The sequence below is a fragment of the Clostridium sp. 1001271st1 H5 genome (assembly GCF_005845215.1).
Classification (GTDB): Bacteria; Bacillota; Clostridia; order Lachnospirales; family Lachnospiraceae; genus Enterocloster.
On sequence record NZ_SPHO01000006.1, the window covers coordinates 251708 to 274602 of the forward strand.

Consider the following 22895-nt stretch of genomic DNA (forward strand, 5'->3'; position numbering starts at 1 on the left):
GGAAAGGCCATCAAATGAAGCTAGTGTGTAACCGGACCGGCTGGGAGAAACAATACGGCCCCTTGACGGGGCCGCCTGATTTAAAGGTATGATATAGAAAATATGTCCGGAATTTGGTACAATGGCAGTATGATTATATTTGACAGGAGACAGATATGCCGACCGGGTTGTTTAACCGCAGGCGGTTGAAGGAATACATGGATATACGCTGCCGTGACCAGTATTTTACCTTTGCCGTCTTCTATATTGACCTGGACAAGTTCAAACCCGTCAATGACACCCAGGGGCACGCCTGCGGCGACGCCGTGTTAAGGGAAACAGCAAAACGAATCAAGGCAGTCCCGGCGCTTACCTCACCCCTGCCGCCCTCAGCATCCAGGCAATCCTGGCGCTTTCCTCCAGTTCTTCCAGGCAGTAAAAGGCGTCCATCAGACTTTTTCCCGGCACCACTGCCCCGTGCTGTTTCAGAAGATAGCCGTCACTGTCCATTACGCGCTGTTCAAAGGCGTCAAACAGCGCCTGGGAGCCTGGTTTCTCATAGGGTATCAGACCCACCCTTCCCAGCTTCATCTTCAGATATGGGGTATGGTCCGGGATTGCATCCGTCTCGTCCAAGGCAGGCACAAAACTCCACAGCACTCCATAGGTGCCGTGGGTATGCAGGACAGCGCCTGTTTCCGGTTTTTTCCGGTATACCTTCAGATGCAGGGGCCACTCCTTGCTGGGCTTGTTCCGGCTCAGACAGGTGCCGTCCATATCCATAACAGCGAAATCATCCTCCTTCATGTTCCCAAAGCAGCTTCCGCTCCGGCTGATATACATTCTTCCATCATGAATAAAACTCATATTGGCCGATGAACCGGCTGTCTTGTTCCGTTCAAACAGGCTTCTTCCAATCCAGACCGCGTCCTTTAATTTCTGCTCTAATAAATTCTGCCCTAATTCCTTGTCCATCCCTATCCTTCCTCCCTCCGGGTCATCTCCAATACCTTTTCAAAAAACTCCTCCTGCCCAAAATTCCCGGACTTTAACACCAGCCGGATTTCCCTGTTCTCCATGGGCACCATGACCGGTACTCCGGGCGCAACGCTGGCGCCAATCCGGTAAGAAGAAAATCCCAGCCGCTTTGTCACTGCGCCTGATGTCTCTCCCCCTGCCACCACCACTCTCCTGATTCCATGGGCCACAGCCCGTTCCGCCAGCTCAGCGGCTGCCTGCTCCAGCATCCGGGCCACATGCTCCTGGCCGTACCGCTGCACGTCTTTCACGTTTTGGGCTGTATCTGAGCTGTACACCAGCACCGGGGTTCCCCAGTTTTCCCTCACAAACCTCCAGGCATCCTCCGGCGTCTCCCTGCCCTCAAGCATGGCTATGGGGTCCATCTTATAGCTGAGTCCTCCGTGCGCCTGATAATAGCCAATCTGCCCAAGGGTAGCCTTAGAACAGCTGCCTGCCAGCAGGATGGCCGGTCCTTCCGCCTGGATGTCCAGCTCCGGCGGCATTTCCTGATGTTTGCTCAGGCGCTTTGCCAGTGGCTCCAGAATCCCGCTTCCCCCTGTCAGCAGGGGCAGGTCCCCGAACAGCTCCACAATCCGCTCCCCATCCGCCATATCCTGATAATCCGGTATTACGTAAAAATGCGCCTGTGCCCCTGACTGCCCCATGCACATGGCGCGGATTTCATCAGCAGGCCCGTCCATCTGCTCCTTCCAGAGCTCCACACAGGGATATTTGCTCTGAGGCTCCATCAGGTTGGCGATTCTGCAGTCCCACATGGGGGTCAGAGGATGGTTCTTCATAGGGCTTTCATGCAGCGGAACCCCGCCCACATACAGTTTCCCGTTCCTTACCGCCCGTCCGTTGACCGGCAGCGCCGGACACAGGACCGTATAGGGCGTGCCAAGAAATTCCATGGCCGCATCCGCAACAGGGCCAATATTCCCCTGAGGTGTTGAGTCAAAGGTGGAGCAGTATTTCAGATAAAACTTCTCAGCACCCTGCTCCTTCAGCCATTCCAGGGACTCCATGGTATCCGCCACAGCCTCCCTGGTGTTCTGGGTCCTAGACTTAAGCGCAATCACAATGGCCTGTACTCCCTCTGCAATCCTGCTTCCTTTTTCCGGAATACCGTTAAAGAGCTGGACCGACATGCCTCCCTTTACCAGAAATGAGGCTGCATCGCTGGCGCCTGTAAAATCATCGGCTACACATCCGAATATTGGCATAGTCTTCCTCCTGTTATTATGAAATAGTCCTTTTGAATCATTATACGTCAAATCCAGTTTCAGTTAAACCTGCAAAAATGATAATGCTGCAAAACCAACCAGCGCCAGTCCCGCAGCATATCCTTGCAGCATATTGTATATATGACTGCCTTACCCATGACAGCTCCTTAAAGCTTTGTCCCCTTGTTATATAATTCATACGGCAGGCTTCCTGACAAGTCCACTGCGTCCCTTGTTATGGGTTCTCCAGCCTTTATATCCCTAAGAAGCTCCATACCGTTCAGCAAGTAGAACGGCGCAATGTTCTCTGCATCCTTAAGCTCCCACAACTCAGGTACCAGACCGTCAATGGAATGATGATGCCCCTGCACTTTTAAGACAGTTCCCTTTGCCAAATCCCTCTGGGCAACTCCTGTCATCACAGAAACCTGACGGCATTCCCTGTGGGTCCCTATTCCCAGCATATCCCCCAGAAGGATGGACAGAGGCGTCTCAAGTCCCATATAATGGTAGGGGAGATAGACACAGGCATATCTGCCATTTCTGCTTACCACATGGCCTTTGCTTGCGAGCAGATTCCACACGGTTTTATTTTCACACTTTATAATGATGAATACACCTCCTGCAAAGCTTGCTTCATCCGGTGCCCTCAGGTTGCAGAACACATCCACGACCCCTGTCTTTTTCAGGATTCCTCCGTCCTCCTCAGGAATGAAGATATCTGCCAGTTCGCTGATTTTGGCAACCGGATAATTCAAACGTGCGTCCGCGGGAAGCAGTCCTGTCACATTGGAAACAAGGTTCATCTCACAAAGGTCCGCAGATATGACAGCCATATACTTATCCAGCACCTTTCGGCGCCCCTCAAGTGTTTCCCGTCCTTCATAGTTCCAAAACTCCCTGAGTCCCGGTATATTCTCCTGGGGTTTCTCCTCGCCCTCCATATAGGTAAACTGACAGGTATCCGGATTCCAGACAAAGTCATACTCACTGGCCTTTCCGGCTGCTATGATTTCCAATCCCAGAATCCTGCCCCATGAATAAAGGTCCAGAAGATTTCGCGGCTGGTCACCGTTTACAAGGGAATACACCGTTCCGCACTCGTCAGCAATATGGTTTAAAACCGGACCGCAGACACTGTCGGTTTCTTTGGAAACCATGTATACATTGATTCCCTTTTTTAAAGCATCCTCTGCTACCTCTGAACTCACGGCCGTATTGCCGGTGCACTCCACCAATGCCGTTATATCACTTTCCAAAACCAGCCTGTAATCATGTACAATAATGACCGCGTCCCTGGCCGCATCCCGGACCTGCTCTTTATTTTCACATATGATAATGCTGTCTTCAGCATATCCTAATCCGGTCAGCACTTCTATACATTCAGTCACGTGCCGTGAAGAAATCAGCCTCAATTCCATAGAATCAACCTTTGGAATCTGTGCCAGCAGTGTATAGCCATAACCGCGGGTCGCACCAATGATACCTACTCTCGACTTTTTTCCGCCGCTGTTCTTCAATAAAGTTGTGTAATCCATACCGCGCAATTCCTTTCTGTTTTATATTTTCATTTCCCATGCTTATCCGATAAAGCTGCTGCTATTAACATATATTAGCAAATATTATGCCAAAAGCAGCCTCTTGAGGAAATGAACCAAAAACAGGGAGAACCATTTTAAATACAAGGGTTTCCGGCCAGAAGGAATGGCAGCCCTAAAAGTAACTTTGATAATTGTGTAACATGTATGCAACAAAGAGAGGGGGATGTATGCAACACTGATGCATCACAGCTGCCATGCAGTCCTGTTGGAGTCCGTTCCAAATCCGTGTTCCGAATCCTTTGGCTGCACGAAGAAAATACGCCTTTATAACCACATGGCTCCACGGGGCAGCACCTGTGGATGACGGCATGGATGAATACGGAACCATGCCCACGGTTCCGTTAATCACCCGTATTATGGCCTTCTCCATATCCAGCGTAATTTCCTCCCTGGATTTTCCTTCAAAATACAGGCTAATTCTGCGCACATCCCCGGCTGTAAGGGCCAGTGTATTCAGTCCTTTTCCCGCCTCTGCCGCAGATTCCCCTGCCAAATTCCACCCGCTGCCATCTTCTCAGGCTCTCGTTGCGGCATACTGCCAGTTCCTGCGCCTCCATCTGTGACAGTGCCAGCCCGAACCGGGCCGTTTCCTCATTGCAGGCCAGAATCTCCGCTAATTCCCTGCGGCTTTTCTCCTGCTGCAGCAGCATAAAAAAAGTCCCTGTTTCTCCCATATGCGTCACCCCTCCTTAAAGTGGATACCCATGATACGGCGGGGGCAGGAGCATTACAAGTCTTGATTTTCGGGTGTTTTCGTGGTATTATAAAAACAGAAAGACAGAGGATTTTTCATATCCCCTGTCTTTTTCATTATCATGTTTCCCCAATCCTATTGATTCCGATTTATTAACGTATAATCTGCAACCTTATTTGTCTTAAACGCAATCTTCAGATTGGACTCCATTGTGCTGTCTCCCTTATACCGCTCCCCCATCCACTTATATGTGTCCGTCAGCTCCGGACAGGGGGTACGGGACATTGCCTGCAATGCGGCGTGAGCCAGCCAGTAATCCTCTCCCCGCATCAGTCCTGCAAATAATTCAATGAAATCCAGCTTATCCGGGCACCCTCCCATCACGCAGACAGCTGTCCGCCTGTCCTGGATGCTGTTTTCACTATGTTCCGCAAAATCAGCCAAATCAGATGCTTTCCTGCAGCTGCAGTCTCCCAGGAAAAATAGAATCCTGGACTTATCCTTTATGTCAGGCCGGTACAGTAAACGGACCATTTTTTCATAAAACCTGTCTTTATACTGGTCCGGCATTCTTCTTGCACAGGACACGGCTCCCTGGGGATGGTTTCCCGCCAAGGTCTCTTCAAATACCTCCAGGCCCTTCATCGGCGCCAGCCTGAACAGCAGCTCTCCCTTGGCTCCATCTGTCTCCGGTCTGTCCCGCTGCATCAGCAGCTCAATGGTTTCAGGCTCCGCCTCCCTGAACTTATGGAAACCGGACAGAATCCGCAGTTTGTCTTCTGTCCGGACAGCGCCCGCATATTCCTGCCTGAGCTCCTGCTCCGATTTCAGGCTGATATAACCATAGGATACAAGGTCGTGTCCGGCCAGAATTTCCAGGAAAAACTGCTCATACCACTCCAGAAATGTATGTCCTGTAAAAAAAGGGCCGTATTCCGGTTCCAGATTCCAATCCATGTATACAATTTTTCCCTTCTCGCTCCCCTTCCACATCAGCAGATTATCGCAGGTGCATCCCTGGGTCCCGATGACCAGCAGGCCGGAACAGACCTGCTTCATTCTGGCATTATATGCTTCATCGTCATCCGTTTCCTCTAACTCTTCCATGGCCCGTGCCCAGTCACCGGGACTCATATCCCGGTCAATGAATGCAGGCAGGCCATCCTTATCCCTGTCGTCATAGGACTCCAGGCATTCCGCGTACATTGGCAGGCTTTCCAGGGAATAGAGGCCGTAATACGGCCCGGCCCCGCCATTTCCCACCTTGGTAAGGAAGAATACATATTCATCCGGAAGGGTCAGATGAAATCGCTCCTCAAACTGCCGTACCTCCTCCCGCGTCACGGTGGGATTCAGTTTATACCCATGCCTTGATGAACCGAAAACATCCCTGTTTTCATCCTTTTTCCCTGCCCGCTTCACCAAATCCTTTATATACGCGGCATGGGCATCCGACAATGGCTCATATGTACGGGACGGCATGGATTCATTCTTTTTTCTAAGATACGAGGATAACCGCTCTGCTATTGTTGCACCCGGCATATGGAAACCTCCCTGCTAATTATGGCGCCCATCCTCAGACAGGCCGCCATCCGGCAGTTTACCGTCGGATGCCCCGCCACCGGAGAGCAAATTGTCAATATTCCTGATATCATGCTTGTCAACTTCCCTGAGTTCATATCCTGTATGGAATATCTTCTGTCCCTTTGCCGAGATACACGGTATGGTCCTGCCCTCAAAAACCGCCTTTCCAAAGTAATCAGCTTCAAATTCATACCACCCGCCTTCCAGATCCGCCTGCTTTGCGGTTCCGTCCTCATTGATTACAAAGGGATGGATGTCTGCATAGCCCAGCTCCGGGTGGCAGAGTTCTATCCGCACAGGACGCCAGTCCGTGGTGATTTCATAACCATGGGTAATCAATGTTTCCAGCAATGCATCTGTATACCGGGCGTCAAAGTTGATGTCTGCGTCCCTGTGCTCCCTGGTCTGTTTCCCAACCAGCACATCCACGCCCCAGCCGCCGTCCAGCCAGTACCCCATACCTGATATTGACTCCATCAGGTCCAGTAGGTTCATTAAATCTGTTTTTGATACCATCTCTTTCTTAACCATCTTTTTCACCATACCCTTCTATTTTCCTCCATAAACGTCTTTCACTCAAGTTTACCACATTCCGCTCTTCATATCTACCCGGAGCAGGCACACCTCGTCCAAATCCAGCATATTCTTATAGAGAGGACATCATGAACTTGTATCTGTTTTCCGCCCGCAAACGGGCATTTAAACCATAATTGAAAGGTGGGATATCTCAATGGCTACCATATCAGGCCGCGTAATCTTTGACCGGGACCGAAGCGCCACGATTTCCGGGGGCGACTCGGGCCTCGCTAATATCCCGGTGGTGCTTCAGAATATCAGCACAAGCCTAAGGCTTACTGTTTTGACTGACTCTGCCGGCAACTATTCCTTTATCAATGTTCCAAACGGCGAATACAGGATTGTGGAATCCTATGGAACCACAGGCGGCTTTGCCACACCCGGCGATTTTTCCCTTGCAGAGCCGGGCAGCATTCCCCAGGGAATCAATCCGCCCATTACCGCTGCCGGCAATCCGCCGGCCGGAGCCACCAACCTGGATTCCGTCACCCCGGATACCCTGTATGTAACAGTAACCAGTGCAGGGCTGTCCAACCAGAACTTTTTAAACGGACCCGTTATCTATACCCCGGTCCAGACCATACTGGACCCCTGCGCTGTCATTTCCGGCAGCAACCTAATCCAGGCAGCTGACAATGGGACCTTTGGGTTTTTCCCCCAGGGTACGCCGGCCAATACCGGCGCTCCCACTGAACCATACCCGGGGGTAACGCCGGATTTCACCTACGTACTGCCAAATCCTGACACCTATACGCCCTTTGGCGGCCAATACACGGTCCAGAATATCATGAATAATGCTCTGAGCCAGGCCATCGGCGCCTGGTGGCGTATTGCAGACCATACCACCGGCACCGAAACAGGACGGATGATGGTTGTAAACGGGGATAATCCCGGCACAGTTTTCTTCCGGGATATTGTAACCGTACAGCCAAACACCAGTTATCTGTTTACGGCATGGATTCTGAATCTCTTTAAAGTTACCGGTTACCCGGACCCGCAGCTGGGTGTACGTGTCCTGGACGAGAATGGCGGCATTCTCTACAGCGCGACTCTGGGAGCGCTGATACCGCCAAATCTGAATGCACCGGAATGGAAACAGATTGGCAGTGTTGTTAATTCCCGGAACAACACCCATCTTACCGTTGAATTTTTAAGTGAAGGTCCTGAGGTGATTGGAAACGACTATGCCATTGACGATATCTCCTTTAACGAGATACAGGTACCCCGGTTTATTCCGGTCAAGACCGTTGACCGCCAGACTGCCAATGTGGGGGAAACCGTCCGTTTTACCGTCACCCTCACCAATACCTGCCAGAGCCCTCTGACCAGCCTGTTTTTCCGGGATGTCATCCCGGACGGCCTGTCCTTTGTACCCGGAAGCGTGACAGTCAATGGAATATCCTTTGCCGGGAATAATCCCAACTTCGGATTTGACCTGCCGGATGTACCTGGCGGAGGAACTGCAACTGTTTCTTTTGAGGCCCTGGTATACGCTGTTCCCAACCCCAATCCGGCCCTGAACCAGGCAGCCGTGGACTATTCCTATACACCGGTGGAAGGCGGCATACCGGGCAGGTATAATGTCACCTCCAATGAGGTGCCTGTGGAAGTGGCAGCCAATGCCGATGTTGCCGTAGTAAAGACAGCTTCCCCCGTACCGGTTGAACCAGGCAGCACCCTGACTTACACCATCGGCGTGACCAACAGGGGGCCTTCCCCTGCTGAAAATGTCAGGCTGACCGACGCGGTACCGCCTGTACTCTCCATGGTGGAATTTTCCACTGACAACGGTTTTACCTGGCAGTCCTGGTCCGGTTCATATGAGATTGGGACTCTGGCAAACGGCGCGTCCCGTACGATTCTCATCCGCGGACTGGTGACCTCATCCGCCGCAGGCAGCATCATCAACACGGCTGCTGTCACCAGCACCACGCCCGACCCAGACCTCTCCAACAATACAAGTACCACAGAGACGCCGGTGGTTGAGCAGGCGGATATCTCAGTAGTGAAACTGGGCAGTCCAAATCCCGTAACGCCGGGCGGGCTGCTCACCTACACAGTAACTGTTTCCAATGCCGGACCAGGGGCTGCCGTGAATACCACGCTGACTGACAATGTGCCTGCACAGCTTACAAATGTGGAATTTTCCACGGATAACGGCGTTACCTTCCGGCCCTGGGGCGGTATTCTGTCCCTTGGTGTACTGGAACCCGGATTTGTGCTGAATGTGCTGATTCGCGGAACCGTAAGCCCCTCTGCCTCCGGAACCATAACCAATACCGCCGTGGTAAACAGCACCACGCCCGACCCCAATCCGGACAATAACACCTCCACTGAAAATACGCCGGTAACAGCCAGCGCCGATTTGTCCGTCACAAAAAGCGGCAGTCCGTCTCCTGTAGCTGCCGGCAGCCAGCTGACCTATACGGTAGTGGCTGCCAACCACGGACCCGGAGATGCGCAGAATGTAACACTGACGGATTCCCTTCCTGCCCAGATAAGAAACCCAGAATATTCACTGGACGGAGGATTTACCTTCCAGCCCTGGACCGGTTCAGCCGGCCTTGGAAGCCTGGCTGAGGGTGCATCCCGCACAGTCATCATCCGCGGAATTGTAAATGAAACAGCGGTTGGAACCATCACAAACACAGTAACCGTAAGCAGCACCACGCCCGACCCAAATCCGGACAATAACCAGGATACTGAAATCACGCCCATTAATACCTCCGCTGATTTATCCATTGCAAAAACCGGCAGCCCCATCCCGGCCACTCCGGGCCAGTATCTCTTTTACACCATACGTGTTGAAAACAACGGCCCAAATCCTGCAGTGAACACGGTTGTCACGGATACCGTACCTTCTTCCCTGACTAACGTGGAGTATTCCATTGACAGCGGTACTGCCTGGAATCCATGGACCGGTTCCTACTCCTTAGGTACACTGGCATCCGGTGCTGTGCAGACCATTCTCCTCAGAGGACTGGTAAGCCTCTCGGCCCCGGACATCATCACCAATACAGCCCTGGTGTCCAGCGACACACCAGACCCAAATCCGGATAACAACCAGGATACTGCAATCATTCCGGTAAGGGAGTCGGCAGATTTATCTCTCTCCAAAACTGCCTATCCTGTACCTGTAAATGCAGGGGAACTGCTGACATACACTCTTGTCATCTCAAATGCAGGACCGAATGCGGCGCAGAATGTGGAGCTGTCCGACATGCTGCCCTCCGGGCTGATTAACCCGGAATTTGCAGTGCAGGGCAGCAGCAATTTCATCCCATGGACCAGCCCCTACGCAGTGGGAACCTTGGCGGCAGGCGGTACCTTCACTGTTACCATACGCGGAACCGTCAATCCGTCCGCGTCCAATGGAACCCTTACCAATACAGCGGTTGTAAGCAGCACCACGCCTGACCCCAATCCGGATAATAACACAGATACCACGGAAACACCGGTTATATCTGCCGCCGATGTGATTGTATCCAAGACAGCTGACTTTTCTCCCGGCCTGCCGGGCCAGCCCTTCAGCTACACCATTACTGTGACCAATGCCGGTCCCTCGGATGCCAGGTCCGTAACGCTGATTGACTCAGTGCCGTCCATACTCCAAAACCCTGTGGTTTCCCTGGACAATGGCGCCACTTACTTTGCATGGACCAGTCCCATTACCCTGGGCATACTGGCTGCCCATACCAGCCGCACCATCCTGATTAGGGGAATCCTAAGCCCTGCTGCTGCCGGTGAGATTATAAATACAGCTGTGGCCGAGAGTACCACGCCTGACCCCAATCCGGATAACAACACCTCCACTGACAGGACACCCATCCGGGCCTTTGCCGACCTGTCCATCATCAAGACAGCAGAGCCCTCTCCTGTGCCGGCCGGCGGAGAGATAAAATATACGCTGCTGATTTCCAATGCAGGGCCCAGCCAGGCGGAGCAGGTCATTTTGACCGATACCATTCCCTCTGAGCTGAGAAACCCTGAAATATCGGCAGACGGAGGCATTACCTGGTCTCCCTTTAACGGCACCTGGCAGATTGGAACTCTGGCAGCCGGCGCATCCATTCTGTTTCTGATTCGCGCCCAGGTATGCCCTTGTGCAATCGGAACCATACGCAATACAGCCTCTGTCAGCAGTGACACCTATGACCCGGACCTTGACAACAACACATCCACCGCAGATATACAGGCCGTGCCGTCTGCAGACCTCTCCATCACAAAGAGTTCCGCCCCTAACCCGGCCCGGCCCGGCAGCCTTCTGACCTACACCCTGACCGTGTCCAATGCCGGTCCATCCACCGCATCCAATGTGCTGATACAGGATAACATTCCCTCAGAACTGATTAATCCTGAATTTTCCGTGGATGGCGGAACCAGCTGGCAGCCCTGGTCCAATATCTATAGGCTGGGCACGCTGTCTCCCGGGGCTGTCTTTACGATATTAATCAGGGCTGTCATTGGTTCGCGGCCAAACGGTTCCCTGACAAACTTTGCAGTTGTTACCAGTGACACGCCTGACCCGGATACCTCCAATAATATTGACAGAAATACCACTGATATTATAAACGGGGCTGTTTCAGATATCTCAGTCACGAAGCGTGCATGCCCCGGCGTGGCTGTTCCCGGAGAACGCCTGACCTATACAATCATTGTCACAAATCACGGCCCGGACCCGGCTGAGCGCACAGTACTCTATGATGAGGTATCCCCTGATTTATCAGGTGTTGAATTTTCTGTGGACGGAGGCGCCACATGGAACACATGGAGTAACCCATACTCCCTAGGACGGCTTGAAGCCGGTGAAAGCGCAACCATCCTGATACGCGGGACAGTGACTTCCTCAGCCTGCAATACAGTTAATAATACGGCTGTGGCCGCCAGCTCCAACCCGGACCCAAATCCGGATAACAACACAGACTCCACCTTTACTCCCGTACAAAAGGGAGCGGATTTGTCCATCCGCAAAACAGCCTGTGTCACGGCCTCTGACTGCGCTCCACGCATCACCTTTACCCTGAGCGTATCCAATGCCGGGCCGGAGACAGCGCGGCAGGTGGTTATCACAGATACACTGCCCTGCGAAATATGCAGCCCGTCCTACTCCACGGACCAGGGCCGGACCTGGTGCCCCTGGACCGGAAGCCTTACGGTACGCGAGCTGCCCCCAGGGAGCTGTCTGTGTATCCTCATACGTGGAACCGTAAGCCCGTGCTCCGCCTGCTGCATCGTGAACACGGCAGCTGTTTCCTCCCTGACACCTGACCCGGATACCAGGAATAACACCGCCTGCGTCACCGTGCGCCTGCCTGCCTGCGGCTGCGGATTTACACCGGATTAAATCAATTAAAATAAGCGGACTGCTTCCCCATATCAATGCTGAAGCAGTCCGTTTTTCATGCGCCAGCTAATCCGTTAACCGGAGCCTCTGATTAAAATGAATATCCGGACGGCTGTTCCTCCAGAAGTAAATGTGTTTCAATCGCTCCAAACAGTTCCTCCGGACTCACTCCCCCTCCCCATCCTCTTCTTTCAGTTTCTGGATTACCTGTTCCAGGCGTGATACAGGCTGCATACACTCCTGTCCCGCACAGAGATAAAACTGTTCTCCGGCCTCAGACACCGGATAGTCTCTCGTATAAGGCGCCAGCTGTTCCATTTCCCGTGCATTTTCCTCTGTTTTCACCACCACGGAAAATCCCTCCATGGTCCCGGCTAAATATGCAAGCTGAGCAAGCAGTTCCCTGCCTGTTTCCATGCCGCAGACAGCCGGCAGCGTACATACCAGTTCCTTTGAGGGATACAGTACATCCATCATGGTCAGAAGTGCATAGCTGTGTCCGGAAGGATACCCGTCCATGGCGCCTGCCAGGTAATGGAGCTGTTTCTCCAGCACCTCCTGCCATTTGAGTTTACCTGTGATTTGCGCCAACTGGTGCAGTACCCGGGCTGCCACGGAATTCCCGGACGGCATGGCGCCGTCATACGTCTCCTTTGTCCTCACAATAAGCTGCTCCCCGTCCTCTGCATACAGATAGAATCCCCCGCGTTTGAGGTCGAAGAACTGTTCCGTCATTATCTCTGCCCAGGCGGCTGCCCGCTTCAGATAATCAGTCCGGAATGTTACCTGGTAAAGCTCCAGCAGCCCAAGGATATAGCAGGCATAATCATCCAGCTTTCCCTCACCGGCCGCATCCCCGTCCCGGTAGCGCACCATCAGACGTCCATCCTTCACAAGGTGGCTGCTGATAAATGCTTCTGCCCGGACAGCCATATCCACATACCGTTTTTCTCTTAATACTGCCCCTGCCTTTGCGCACGCACAAATCATCCACCCGTTCCAGGAAACCAGTATCTTGTCGTCCTTATGAAGGCGGCTGCGGTTAAGCCGGTATTGGTACAACCTCCGGTATTCCTCTCTTTTTCCGTTGGTATTGCTGCCACCCTCACCGCCCCATGCTTCCTTACAAATCTCCTCATAGTTCTCATTCTGCAGCAGGTTGGGTATGCTCCCGCCCTCAAAATTACCGTGCAGGGTAATCCCGTATTGTTGACAGAAGTCCCTGCCTGCATCCTCTCCCAATACCGTCATTATCTCATCCGGGGTGAACACATAGTATTTTCCTTCCACGCCGCCGCTGTCCGCATCCTGGCCGCAGTAAAAGCCTCCCTGTGAATCCGTGAGCTCCCGCTCCACGTATTCCAGAATCTTACCTGCCACCCATCCATACATGTTCCGGCCGGTCCGGCCGTAGGCTTTGACATATGCCATGACCAGCAGTGCGTTGTCGTAGAGCATTTTTTCAAAATGTGGCACCAGCCATTGGTTGTCCGTGGAATATCTGGAAAATCCGCCTCCAATATGGTCAAAGATACCGCCCCTGTACATCTGCACCAGGGTTTTCTCCGCCATGGACAAGGCACTGGGGCGCTTCTCCCTTGCGCCATACTCCATGAGGAATATCAGGTTATGAGGCGTGGGAAACTTTGGTGCGCCTGAGAACCCGCCATTTTTACCATCAAAGCTGTCCTCAAACTGCCGGAAGGCCCGATGCACCGCTGTAAGCCCCGGCTCATCCCATACACTTGTCTGTTCCTTGTCTCTTAAATGCCTCTCTATCTGTTCTGCATTATCCAGAAGTCTTTCTTTTTTCACCTTCCACTGGTCTGCCACCGCTGTCAGCAGCTCTTTAAGCCCCATCCTTCCATAACGGGCCTTGGGAGGAAAATAGGTGCCGGAGAAAAAGGGCCTGCAATCCGGCGTCATTATTATGGTCAGAGGCCAGCCTCCCTGGCCGTTCATGGCCTGGCACACTGACATGTACACAGAATCCACATCCGGCCGTTCCTCCCGGTCCACCTTAACACACACATATTCCCTGTTTAAAATCCCCGCAATCTCATCATTTTCAAAGGATTCCCGTTCCATTACATGACACCAATGACATGTACATCATCCGGAACAGGTCAGCTGTACCCAATAGATAGGAAAACCGGCTTATCCTCAAGCCTTGCTTTCTCAAACGCCTCCTCCCCCCAGGGAAACCACTGCACCGGATTGTAGGCGTGCTGCAGCAGGTAGGGGGATTTCTCATTGATTAACCTATTGGGTATGTTGTCTTGACTGTTCACAATATCACCTCCTTGTTACGGGCACACAGTGACCGAATTTAAGTCTGTTATCCCTTATATGTTCTCCCCGGATATACTGAATTATACCCTTTTAAGCTTCAATCACATATCCCCTTCTGGCTGAAATCATGTTTGTGCGGAGCGCACGGGAGGTCAGTGCGCTGTATATCCATACGCCTCATTCAGGGGGCTGCCCGCGGAATACCGGCGCCATCATCGGTTGGACTGGATATGGGATGATGTTCATCTGTCTTTACCAGCATGATGCAGGCTGCGCCTGCCATGGATACCCCGCCCACCAATAAAGCGGCGGCTGTCCAGCCAAAAGTACTGATGCATAAACCTGCCATCGGCGGCCCCACCAGCATCCCGATATTAGAACTCAATGTCAGCAGGGCCACGGCAGAGTTAACTTCTGAGCTGCTTCCCGCGACCTGGGATATGATGGTCCATAAGGCTGTAATAACCCCGCTTTCAAAGAAAGGGTACAGCATAACAAAGACAACGACCCATCCTGGGGAAGGCAGCACGAAGGCTCCGGCAACCGCAAAGGCATAGAAAATAAATACAATGATTCCAAAGATTTTCCGGTTGACCCTGTCTAAAATCCAACCTGTTAACAGCACCATCGGCAGGGAGATAGCGGCAAAGAGACTGATATAATGATTAGCCTTGGTTCCGTCCATTCCCAAAGTTTCCGTCCAACAGGCAGCTGCCCACGTTATAAAACCAAATGACGCGAAACAGAAGCAGAAAATGGAAATGCTGACCAGCCATGCATTTTTATTACCGAAGGCTGAAAAGGCTGAATCACTGCAGTCTACGGCACGATTTTCACCGTGCTCCGGAGCTCGCACAAAGATAACATTTAATACAAAGCAAATGGCCGCAATCAAAAGGCTGAACACCCAGACTCCCTTCCAGCCAGTCTCCGCGGAAATAAGCGCTCCAAAGAAAAAGCACACAGACTGTCCGACATACTGCCATGAAGTCCAGATTCCGGTTGGCAGCCCTCTGCTTTCCGGCGGAAACCACATGGCGATAAGATTGGGTACTGCAATGGATATCAGTCCGGCGCCAACGCCTTCTATTACCCGGCTAAAAAGTATCAACAGAAAAGAACGGGAAATCAGTCCTATGGCAGCTCCCAGGATGCTGCAGCCCACAGAGATAAGGCAGCTGGCTTTTGCCCCCAGCTTATTGACTGTCATTACCGCAGGGAACGCCATGACTATCCCCATGACGCTGAATACAGATGAGAGCCATCCTGCAGACGCCATATCTATATGGAAACTATCCTGAATGACGTCCATACAGGGCAGTACTTTATTTTGGGCTATGGCAACCGCAACAGCGCCTGATACAGCACAAATGATTACCAGCCACGCAGAAGATTTTTTTCTCATTTCATATACTCGCAATTCATACTGCCGGCGGAAGGAAATCCGCCGGCAGACAAAGTGGGTGATTTACAGTTATGATTTCTTACCAGCCGCCGCATCCCTGACATTCTTGATAATAACCAATGCCACCAGCAGGAAACCGACCTTGCCGTTAACAGCATAAATAAAATTTACAATAGCTGCATAAGGCGCTACCAATCCAATGACGCAGCCGGCAGCTGCCAGAACAATGGCAACAATCTTGTAGGTATTAGTTCCTTCCTTGGCCACCCGGTTTACCGGTGTCCAGAGAAGCGGACAGGCTGTTGTGTAAATTCCGGCAAAAATCACCACGCTGAAAACAGTTGCAAGGAAGGGACTGCTCTGATGCAGAATCAGCAGAAGCGGAATCTGGGATGCGCCAACCAAATCTATATTCTTAATCAATGCGCTGCCCACAATCAAAACCGCCAGGGTCAGGACAAGAACACCCATGATTGTACCGTACTGGGCATCCTTGGGATTCTCCTCCTCCTTGCCAATGGCTGCCAGAAACGGCGCGAACCAGAGCATGCCAAAACCAAGATAGGATATCATGGAACCCCACCATGTGCCCGATGCCGCTATGATACCGGAGCCGGGAATCAGGACCTCTGCTTCTGAGAAGCTGAGATTTCCGTTCATAATGCCTACAAGGCCTGCAAGAAGGCAGAGGACGATAATTGCAGGACCGATTTTTCCTATGATATCAACCAGCTTGCTGAGTCCCAGCATTACCGTCACACCTGCGAGAGCAGCAATAATTACAGCGCCAATGGCAGGCTGAATTCCAAACTGCTGCTGCAGGGTAGCTCCCGCGCCTGCAATCATGACAAAGTAAGAGGCAAAGGAAAAAATAACAGAGAACCAGTCAAAAAACAGGCCTATGTATGTTCCGCCGAAATAGTTAAATACCTGGCTTCCTTTCTCAAACTGGCCTTTGCGGCCTGCCTCGAGGAAATTATAGTTCATATAGAGATTACCAATAAAGAAAACAACCGCGCAAAGAAATATCTCTTTTCCATATGCTGCAAAAAACTGCATGATTTCCTGACCTGTAGAGAAACCTGAACCAATAGCAAATGCGATGAATGCGCCGCCAATGGTGACGACCCTGCCAAAATTAAGCTTTTTATTCATTCTTTCCTCACTTTCTTAAAAGATGATTCGTCCATATAGTTCTTCAGATGCTCCGTGGTTCTCAAAGCAATTGACGTGTCCAATGTTTGAAAGTCTTTAAGCTCCAAATCCGTGTGAGGGTCATCCGGGCGATAAGGGGAATCACGAAACTGTGCCAGTTTTTCCAGCACCAGCACATCCTCTCCCATATTGCTGCAGGCCTCATCACACAAAAATACCGTATGGCAGGGATTATATCTTTTGTTGTAGCCGCCTCTGGGGTCAGCAGCCAGATGCCAGCCATTAATGACCAGGTCCCTGGCATGGAGCAGGCTTTGTTTGGCGCTCCCCTCTGTCAGCTCCACACGGAAACCCAGCTTTTCCAGTTTTTCTCCGGCTGCCGGATTATTTGTCACTACCAATACGTTCATACCGCATTTTCCTCTCAAAAAATTGTCTGTTCCGTAATTTCTGTAGCAAGTGCTTCCACGGCTGTATCAAGCATATGACGGCGGAATATTTTTTCTTCCTCCTTTGTCAGCTCAATATTTCCTGTTGGATAAGGAATTGCCATGGCAGGAACCACCCTGTTGGCGCCTACATTGATGGAAATAGGAGTTACAGTACATACATGCACTGCCGGAATTCCCTGGGCTTCGGTTTCCCTGACAATCGTTGCGCCGCAACGAGTACAGGTGCCTCAGGCGGAAGTCAGAATAATACCGTCAACCTTCATGGCCTTAAGCTCTGCTGCAATTGCCTGACCAAAGGCAACTGCATTGTTGGTTGCACAGCCATTGCCGGAGGTGACAAAAAGCGTATCGCTGAGTTTACCGATTTTTCCCTCTGCCTCCATATCCTTTAATACATCCGCAGGAATCATCCGGTTAGGGTCTTCCTGGACATATACCGGGTCGCAGCCTCCATGTATCATCTGGTGCCTGGGCATATGGAAGCCGCCGTAATCCTTAGTAAATGAGTACGTTCCAAATTTAGTTGCAATACCGGTTTCAATATGGTCCGGGTTCCCCTCCGGCACAACAGCGCCCGTGGTTACCAGTGCTATGACGGCCTTAGACAAATCCTTAATGGCCGGCGCCGGAGGCACTCTGTTGTATGTGGGCATGGGCAGTTCTGTTTCATAGGGCCTTCCATTGACCTTATTAAGCATCATCTCAACACATCTTTCAGCGCCGGTCTTGTCGGAAAACCGGTTAATCCTCTGTCCCCTCCGGATATAGTTGTCCGCCCTGGGGTCTAAGGACCTGGGGTCTGCAAGGACTTTCCTGATTAGGGCGGCCATATCGGCTATTGCGGACCTCATTCCGGCAGCGGAATTTCTGGTTTTTGTAATATAACCGAACGTACGGAACATTTCAGCGCCCGGATTCTCTGGATACATTCCAGAAAAGGCCGGTATGCCTTTCACACTGCAGATTCTAAGAACATTGCCGCAGGCCATCCCATAACGTCCCGCATTGAATGCCGGGCCTGCGATTACTATATCCGGCTTATATTTCTCTATTGCTTTTGCAATGCCTGCCGTGACCTCTTCCAGGTTCTCATTAAAATAATTGTCACCGCAGACAATGGTTGCCACGATTTCAGCCTCATCCCCCATTGCCGCCTTAAGCGCCAGACCCGGACCGATTATGGCATTCTCCCTTATGGAAAGAGGAGTATCAGCCTTTTCTTCTCCGCCTATCTGGGCGTAAAACTGATTTATATAATGAATAATCTTCATTCTTTCCCATCCTCCTTACAGAACCACAGAGTACATCCTGGTCATCCCCATCTGGTTCATTGAACACATAATGGCGACCATGTTTACATCAACACTGCCATCCCCGTTGTAGCCGTCCAGGGAACCGCCGGAAAGTACCCTGATCTGCCTTGCATCTCCTATGACCTTATCCATCTTCTCCAGATGGACAGGAATATAATCGGCATCTGTCCCGGTGTTGATGCAGGCATCGGCCTCCGGTGTACTGTCTGTAGTGCCCTCTTCCCCGCAGCATGCAGAAAGCATGCCCACGGTTTTGATTCCTGCCTTTTCCAGGCTGCGTATCATCATCATCATCAGGTCTGCATCCGGATTTCCTGCTCCCTCTTCAACTACCGCAACAACATCCCAGCCAAGAGACCTGGCCATTCTGACAGCAGCGTGGCTGTTGCGCTCCTTATCATGGAGTACCGTATGCGTAGGTGTAACAATACAGCCTCCAAATTCCAAATCCACCCCATGGTGCTTATACAGTTCCTTCAGCAAAGGATTATTCTGGTGGTCCCATGTGGTATTCTTGTCACTGGCAATTACACAGCATCCATTGACAATTGCTCCGTCAAAGATTTCGTTGGGATTCATGAAAACAGGATTGGTCTTTCCCGCATTTACCCCGTATATATAGTTATCATGAATCAGACCCTGGGCCATGGCCATATAGATGACACCGGCCCTGGGCAGCTTTGCGGCAGGGTCCACAGGGGTGAGCTGATACGTCTCATATGCATCAACCTCAGCATCCTTTGCAGCCTCTGCCACATAATTGGCAGCATGGAGCCCCAGCAGCCTGCAGGCTGTCTCATGGGCATGGGGTTCTGTGCCATCCGGGCAATTTCCAACGACTACAATATTATTCAGCTTAGAGTAATAGCAATAGTCTGCACAGGTTCCCCTCATATCAATTACCCCCTCCTGTACACCGACTATGGTTCCGGTAGTAACAATGGCACAACCCTTAAACACCTTAAGCCGGCCTTCACCGCATCCTTCATAGGTCCCTGCAAAGCCCGGAAAGGATGAACCAGCTCCCTTGCCGTCAAGTTTTACCCTTGGCTCAATCACATCCTTAACCGGAATGATTCTTACGGATTCACCCGGCCTTGCCAAATCAATGTCAATGGAACTGAAGAAAGGGTCCGTAATTGCTTCAATCATTTCCTGCTTGCTGATAAACAGGATACCGCCCCTGACTTCTGTTTTTGCGCCGAACCGGATGTCCTTTATGTGGACGATTTCCATATCCAGGCGCAGTGATTTTTCAGTACCCATCTACTAACCTCCTCCTACAAAATATTAAGAAAACGCGTTTTTCCTAACTTCGATTATAGAGATTCAAGTTGATGTAAAGTCAAGGATTACCTGATAATTTTTACACAAAAAACAGAGAGCAGAAAATGCTCTCTGTTTTTAAGGCTCATATGCCCAATTATTCAGTTATTTCGGCAATTCAATGGGGAACATCACATTGGTGATATAGTTCTCTGAACCGCATATATTGGCGCAGCTTATCATGTATTCCTCTATCGGATTACCGGAAATCTTCAGGCCGTATTCTGCGCAATAATCCAGAAGTTTTTCATACTGCTCCGAAATATTCTCGTAAGGACCCACATGAGATGTGTATACACACCACATTTCGGGAAACAAGGTGACACCCTCCACTTCCTTTTCCGGCCTTATCACTGGTAATATCCACTGGGATTTATAAAACGCTTTTTTTAGGTGTTCCATGCCAGGATCCTCAAATCTGGAAGTTGCCGGACCGCAGATTCTCAGATGTTTATTCTCACATGTATCATAGAGAAGCTTGTGGGTGGTGGAAAATTTCTCCTGCTCATAAAAACACCTATAAACCGGTATGGTAACAGCATAGGTTGCCGGGTAATACTTAATTTTTATAGGAATATGGTTTTCATTGCAAATCTTTGCACTCTCAAAATACCCTAACCCCATATCCACATTTTTCATCAGTTCTTCCACATATGCCTTTTTAAAAAGCAGATGGTCCAGCTCATCATTCAGAAGCGCCATCCTATTAATCAAGGCATCCCTCTGAAATGTCAGGCCGGGCTTTTCACATAATTCCTTAATGTCAGCTACCGTAAGGCCCAGACGCCGCATCTCGGATATAAACATGGATTTCATGACCTGTTCTTCTGTGTAATAGCGATATCCCGTTTCATCATCCCTTATTTGAGGCTTCAACACGCCCTGGTCATCATAGAAACGAAGGGCTGTTGTCGGAACCCCTACAATATCGGCCAGCTTACCAATTGAATAAAGATTATTCCCCCGCTCATCCTTCATAGACCCCCACCCCTGCTCTGAAACTTTCCACTTGGTGTAATGTTTTTTACACTGTGTACCTTATTTTCCATCAATGATACGGAGCTTCTTACTTATACCTCTCCTGAAATACCGGATAGAGCATTGATTCAACTATTTGAGTTAAAAATTGATTTAATTATCTGCTCATACTCTGAATATCATAAACAAACTCTTTCCTGAAATAGAATGTGTGCGCGCTCAACATTTTTGGCAAAAATTCTCAACATTTTTGGCAAAATATTTTGGGAAAATAGGAGCCTGAAATAGTTCTCTTCAAGCCCCCATTTTTGTCACTTATTTTAAGAATTCTGCTTTAAGAATTTCCTTCTCGCTATCCGTCAATTTTGCATAGGAGTTAATTATCTCTTCCGCACTTCCCTCTCCATTTTGAAGTCTTACTTTTATCGAATTAACAAATATTACTTTCTTCCATATTTCCATAAAGTCAACCTCCCATTATTTGAGCAAGTGCTACCGACATGGCATCAATCAACTGCCCGTTATTATCTACCTTGCATTCCAAATCACTTTTTTTTAACAACCTTATTGTAATAAGATTATCAATTATGGCTGGCGCTGCCGTTACTTCTTCTGAAACGGTATGGCCTTCTTCATCTACAATAGCTGACTGGCCCTCTATAGCTTCTTTAACAATATAATCATTCTGAATGTTATATGTATCCAACTTAGAATAATTCATGTACTGATTTTCGAGGATTTCCTGGTCTGACATTAACGTAAGTGTAGAAAGCTCACTCTCTGTCTTGAAAAGTTTCAACAGGTCAATTTCCTGAACCTGTGATTCTAAAATTTGTATCTCTAATGCTGGAACAGTTGGATATCTTACCACATTAAAAACCGGTATGGATATCCCTGTTGTAGTAACTAATTTTGACATTACTTTCTTTCTCCTTCTTTTGAATCATCTATCCCGTTATTGTTACAATCTGATGGCCCGCCCACACCACTCTGATGTTTACCCGGATGCGGCACATTTACCGGGGCATCATGCAGATACGTAGTAGGTTGTTTTTTTTCAAAATCTGGTCCCTTTTTTGTTTCTTTTGACATAATATCGTCCTCCTTGAATAAATATAAAAATTTTTAAAGTTTTTGAGTACCATAATTTGATATGTTATACTGCGCAATACCAAGAAAGCAAATATATATTATGATCAGTATGATATGGGCGGAAAATATGATAGTAATACAATCAGTTTAAAATGGGGTACCGATACATATGGAAATCGCTATATTTATATATTGATTGATGGAGCCGCCGTCTGTGCTATTCGCGGTTGGACAAGGCTCGATTAAATGTGATTAATCAAAAATAATCATTTAATCATCATGCCACTGCATAACAAATAGTCCCTGCGTAGGTCCCGGCTTTTACAGTCCCGGTCATTCGTTTGCCGCTAACCATAAGCTGACATTTTTTACTAGAGGACATATCCCATTCATTTACGCATTCATGTATAAAAAATTTTGGTGTTGGTAACCCAGTTGCCAGTTCAGCATCATAAGCAGAGTCTGTTTTTACAATCAGCACATAATGTACAAAACATAACCCATTCACTACAATCCATTCAACCGAAGAACCTGTTTCTATCCAAGCAGTTGTATTCAAGTTGCATGTTCCTTGAACAGGCTCTTTTATTTTCCAAATATTCAAATTGGTATTGCGCCCATTAGTATAAAAATTCAGGAAAAACTTATTTTTTTGCATTTTTATTACTGTGTTCAATACCAATTTAATAAATATGTCGCGTACCAATGCCATTAACGGGGATATAGCAACTTTTGCAGACAATGCACCACTTAATACATTTTTGCGTAGACGCTATGAAATAACTAACGGCACAGCCTCAGGTGCTCCAGATGCGCAAGACGGCTATGTTGAGATACATAAAACAGTGAGTAATGACT

20 protein-coding genes and 1 pseudogene are annotated in these 22895 nt (G+C 49.8%); 2 read left to right on the forward strand and 19 right to left on the reverse strand.

Going from position 1 to position 22895, the window contains the following annotated elements; translation table 11 throughout:
* Window positions 1-155: 155 nt before the first annotated feature.
* Window positions 156-326, forward strand: a pseudogene (locus FGS84_RS31810) (diguanylate cyclase); the annotation flags it as partial.
* Between the two features lie 22 nt (window positions 327-348).
* On the opposite strand, the gene FGS84_RS11700 reads toward FGS84_RS31810, so the two are convergent.
* The 7 genes from FGS84_RS11700 to FGS84_RS11725 all read right to left on the reverse strand — a co-directional run bounded on the left by FGS84_RS11700 (window position 349) and on the right by FGS84_RS11725 (window position 6635).
* Window positions 349-954 (reverse strand): class II aldolase/adducin family protein, encoded by a 606-nt coding sequence (locus FGS84_RS11700; RefSeq protein ID WP_138308450.1) that lies wholly within the window; start codon window positions 952-954, stop codon window positions 349-351.
* Between the two features lie 2 nt (window positions 955-956).
* The gene (gene otnK / locus FGS84_RS11705) at window positions 957-2225 is read right to left on the reverse strand and encodes a 3-oxo-tetronate kinase (RefSeq protein ID WP_138308451.1); all 1269 of its coding nucleotides are present in this window, start codon (window positions 2223-2225) and stop codon (window positions 957-959) included.
* A gap of 167 nt (window positions 2226-2392) precedes the next feature.
* Window positions 2393-3763: a homoserine dehydrogenase gene (locus FGS84_RS11710; protein WP_138308453.1), complete on the reverse strand. Its 1371-nt coding sequence runs from the start codon at window positions 3761-3763 to the stop codon at window positions 2393-2395.
* 175 nt (window positions 3764-3938) lie between these two features.
* Window positions 3939-4319, reverse strand: a complete 381-nt coding sequence (locus FGS84_RS30850; RefSeq protein WP_178332146.1) for a hypothetical protein — start codon at window positions 4317-4319, stop codon at window positions 3939-3941.
* Entirely contained in the window at window positions 4240-4500 is a 261-nt protein-coding gene (locus tag FGS84_RS11715) for a DUF6323 family protein (protein ID WP_138308455.1), read from the reverse strand. Before FGS84_RS11715 ends, FGS84_RS30850 begins: the two co-directional genes overlap by 80 nt.
* A gap of 155 nt (window positions 4501-4655) precedes the next feature.
* Window positions 4656-6062, reverse strand: a complete 1407-nt coding sequence (locus tag FGS84_RS11720) for an SMI1/KNR4 family protein (RefSeq protein ID WP_138308458.1) — start codon at window positions 6060-6062, stop codon at window positions 4656-4658.
* Between the two features lie 15 nt (window positions 6063-6077).
* Window positions 6078-6635, reverse strand: coding sequence for an aminoglycoside adenylyltransferase (locus FGS84_RS11725; protein WP_138308547.1), 558 nt, complete (start codon window positions 6633-6635; stop codon window positions 6078-6080).
* 199 nt (window positions 6636-6834) lie between these two features.
* Between FGS84_RS11725 and FGS84_RS11730 the strand changes: the two genes are divergently transcribed.
* Window positions 6835-12024 carry a DUF11 domain-containing protein gene (locus FGS84_RS11730; protein WP_138308460.1) on the forward strand — a complete coding sequence of 1730 codons (5190 nt, stop codon included), beginning with the start codon at window positions 6835-6837 and terminating at the stop codon, window positions 12022-12024.
* 165 nt (window positions 12025-12189) lie between these two features.
* On the opposite strand, the gene FGS84_RS11735 is transcribed toward FGS84_RS11730, so the two are convergent.
* The 12 genes from FGS84_RS11735 to FGS84_RS11780 all read right to left on the reverse strand — a co-directional run bounded on the left by FGS84_RS11735 (window position 12190) and on the right by FGS84_RS11780 (window position 22749).
* On the reverse strand, window positions 12190-14112 hold the full coding sequence (locus FGS84_RS11735) for a thioredoxin domain-containing protein (protein WP_138308462.1): 1923 nt from the start codon (window positions 14110-14112) through the stop codon (window positions 12190-12192).
* A 38-nt stretch (window positions 14113-14150) separates the two neighbouring features.
* Window positions 14151-14315, reverse strand: coding sequence for a DUF255 domain-containing protein (locus FGS84_RS31815; protein ID WP_138308464.1), 165 nt, complete (start codon window positions 14313-14315; stop codon window positions 14151-14153).
* Between the two features lie 182 nt (window positions 14316-14497).
* Window positions 14498-15721 (reverse strand): MFS transporter, encoded by a 1224-nt coding sequence (locus tag FGS84_RS11745; protein WP_138308466.1) that lies wholly within the window; start codon window positions 15719-15721, stop codon window positions 14498-14500.
* Between the two features lie 69 nt (window positions 15722-15790).
* Window positions 15791-16876, reverse strand: coding sequence for a hypothetical protein (locus FGS84_RS11750; RefSeq protein ID WP_138308468.1), 1086 nt, complete (start codon window positions 16874-16876; stop codon window positions 15791-15793).
* On the reverse strand, window positions 16873-17286 hold the full coding sequence (locus FGS84_RS11755; RefSeq protein WP_138308470.1) for a hypothetical protein: 414 nt from the start codon (window positions 17284-17286) through the stop codon (window positions 16873-16875). Before FGS84_RS11755 ends, FGS84_RS11750 begins: the two co-directional genes overlap by 4 nt.
* 14 nt (window positions 17287-17300) lie before the next feature.
* A complete protein-coding gene (locus tag FGS84_RS11760; RefSeq protein WP_138308471.1) occupies window positions 17301-18599 on the reverse strand; it encodes a glycine/betaine/sarcosine/D-proline family reductase selenoprotein B in 1299 nt (432 codons plus the stop codon).
* 15 nt (window positions 18600-18614) lie between these two features.
* Window positions 18615-19907 carry a glycine/sarcosine/betaine reductase component B subunit gene (locus tag FGS84_RS11765; protein WP_138308473.1) on the reverse strand — a complete coding sequence of 431 codons (1293 nt, stop codon included), beginning with the start codon at window positions 19905-19907 and terminating at the stop codon, window positions 18615-18617.
* A gap of 165 nt (window positions 19908-20072) precedes the next feature.
* Entirely contained in the window at window positions 20073-20945 is an 873-nt protein-coding gene (locus FGS84_RS11770; RefSeq protein WP_138308475.1) for a MerR family transcriptional regulator, read from the reverse strand.
* 315 nt (window positions 20946-21260) lie between these two features.
* Window positions 21261-21407 carry a hypothetical protein gene (locus FGS84_RS30855; RefSeq protein ID WP_002594554.1) on the reverse strand — a complete coding sequence of 49 codons (147 nt, stop codon included), beginning with the start codon at window positions 21405-21407 and terminating at the stop codon, window positions 21261-21263.
* Window positions 21408-21411: 4 nt separating this feature from the next.
* The gene (locus tag FGS84_RS11775) at window positions 21412-21864 is read right to left on the reverse strand and encodes a hypothetical protein (RefSeq protein ID WP_002594553.1); all 453 of its coding nucleotides are present in this window, start codon (window positions 21862-21864) and stop codon (window positions 21412-21414) included.
* The gene (locus FGS84_RS30860; RefSeq protein ID WP_002594552.1) at window positions 21864-22037 is read right to left on the reverse strand and encodes a hypothetical protein; all 174 of its coding nucleotides are present in this window, start codon (window positions 22035-22037) and stop codon (window positions 21864-21866) included. Before FGS84_RS30860 ends, FGS84_RS11775 begins: the two co-directional genes overlap by 1 nt.
* 277 nt (window positions 22038-22314) lie before the next feature.
* Window positions 22315-22749: a hypothetical protein gene (locus FGS84_RS11780; RefSeq protein WP_171042614.1), complete on the reverse strand. Its 435-nt coding sequence runs from the start codon at window positions 22747-22749 to the stop codon at window positions 22315-22317.
* Between the last annotated feature and the right edge of the window lie 146 nt (window positions 22750-22895).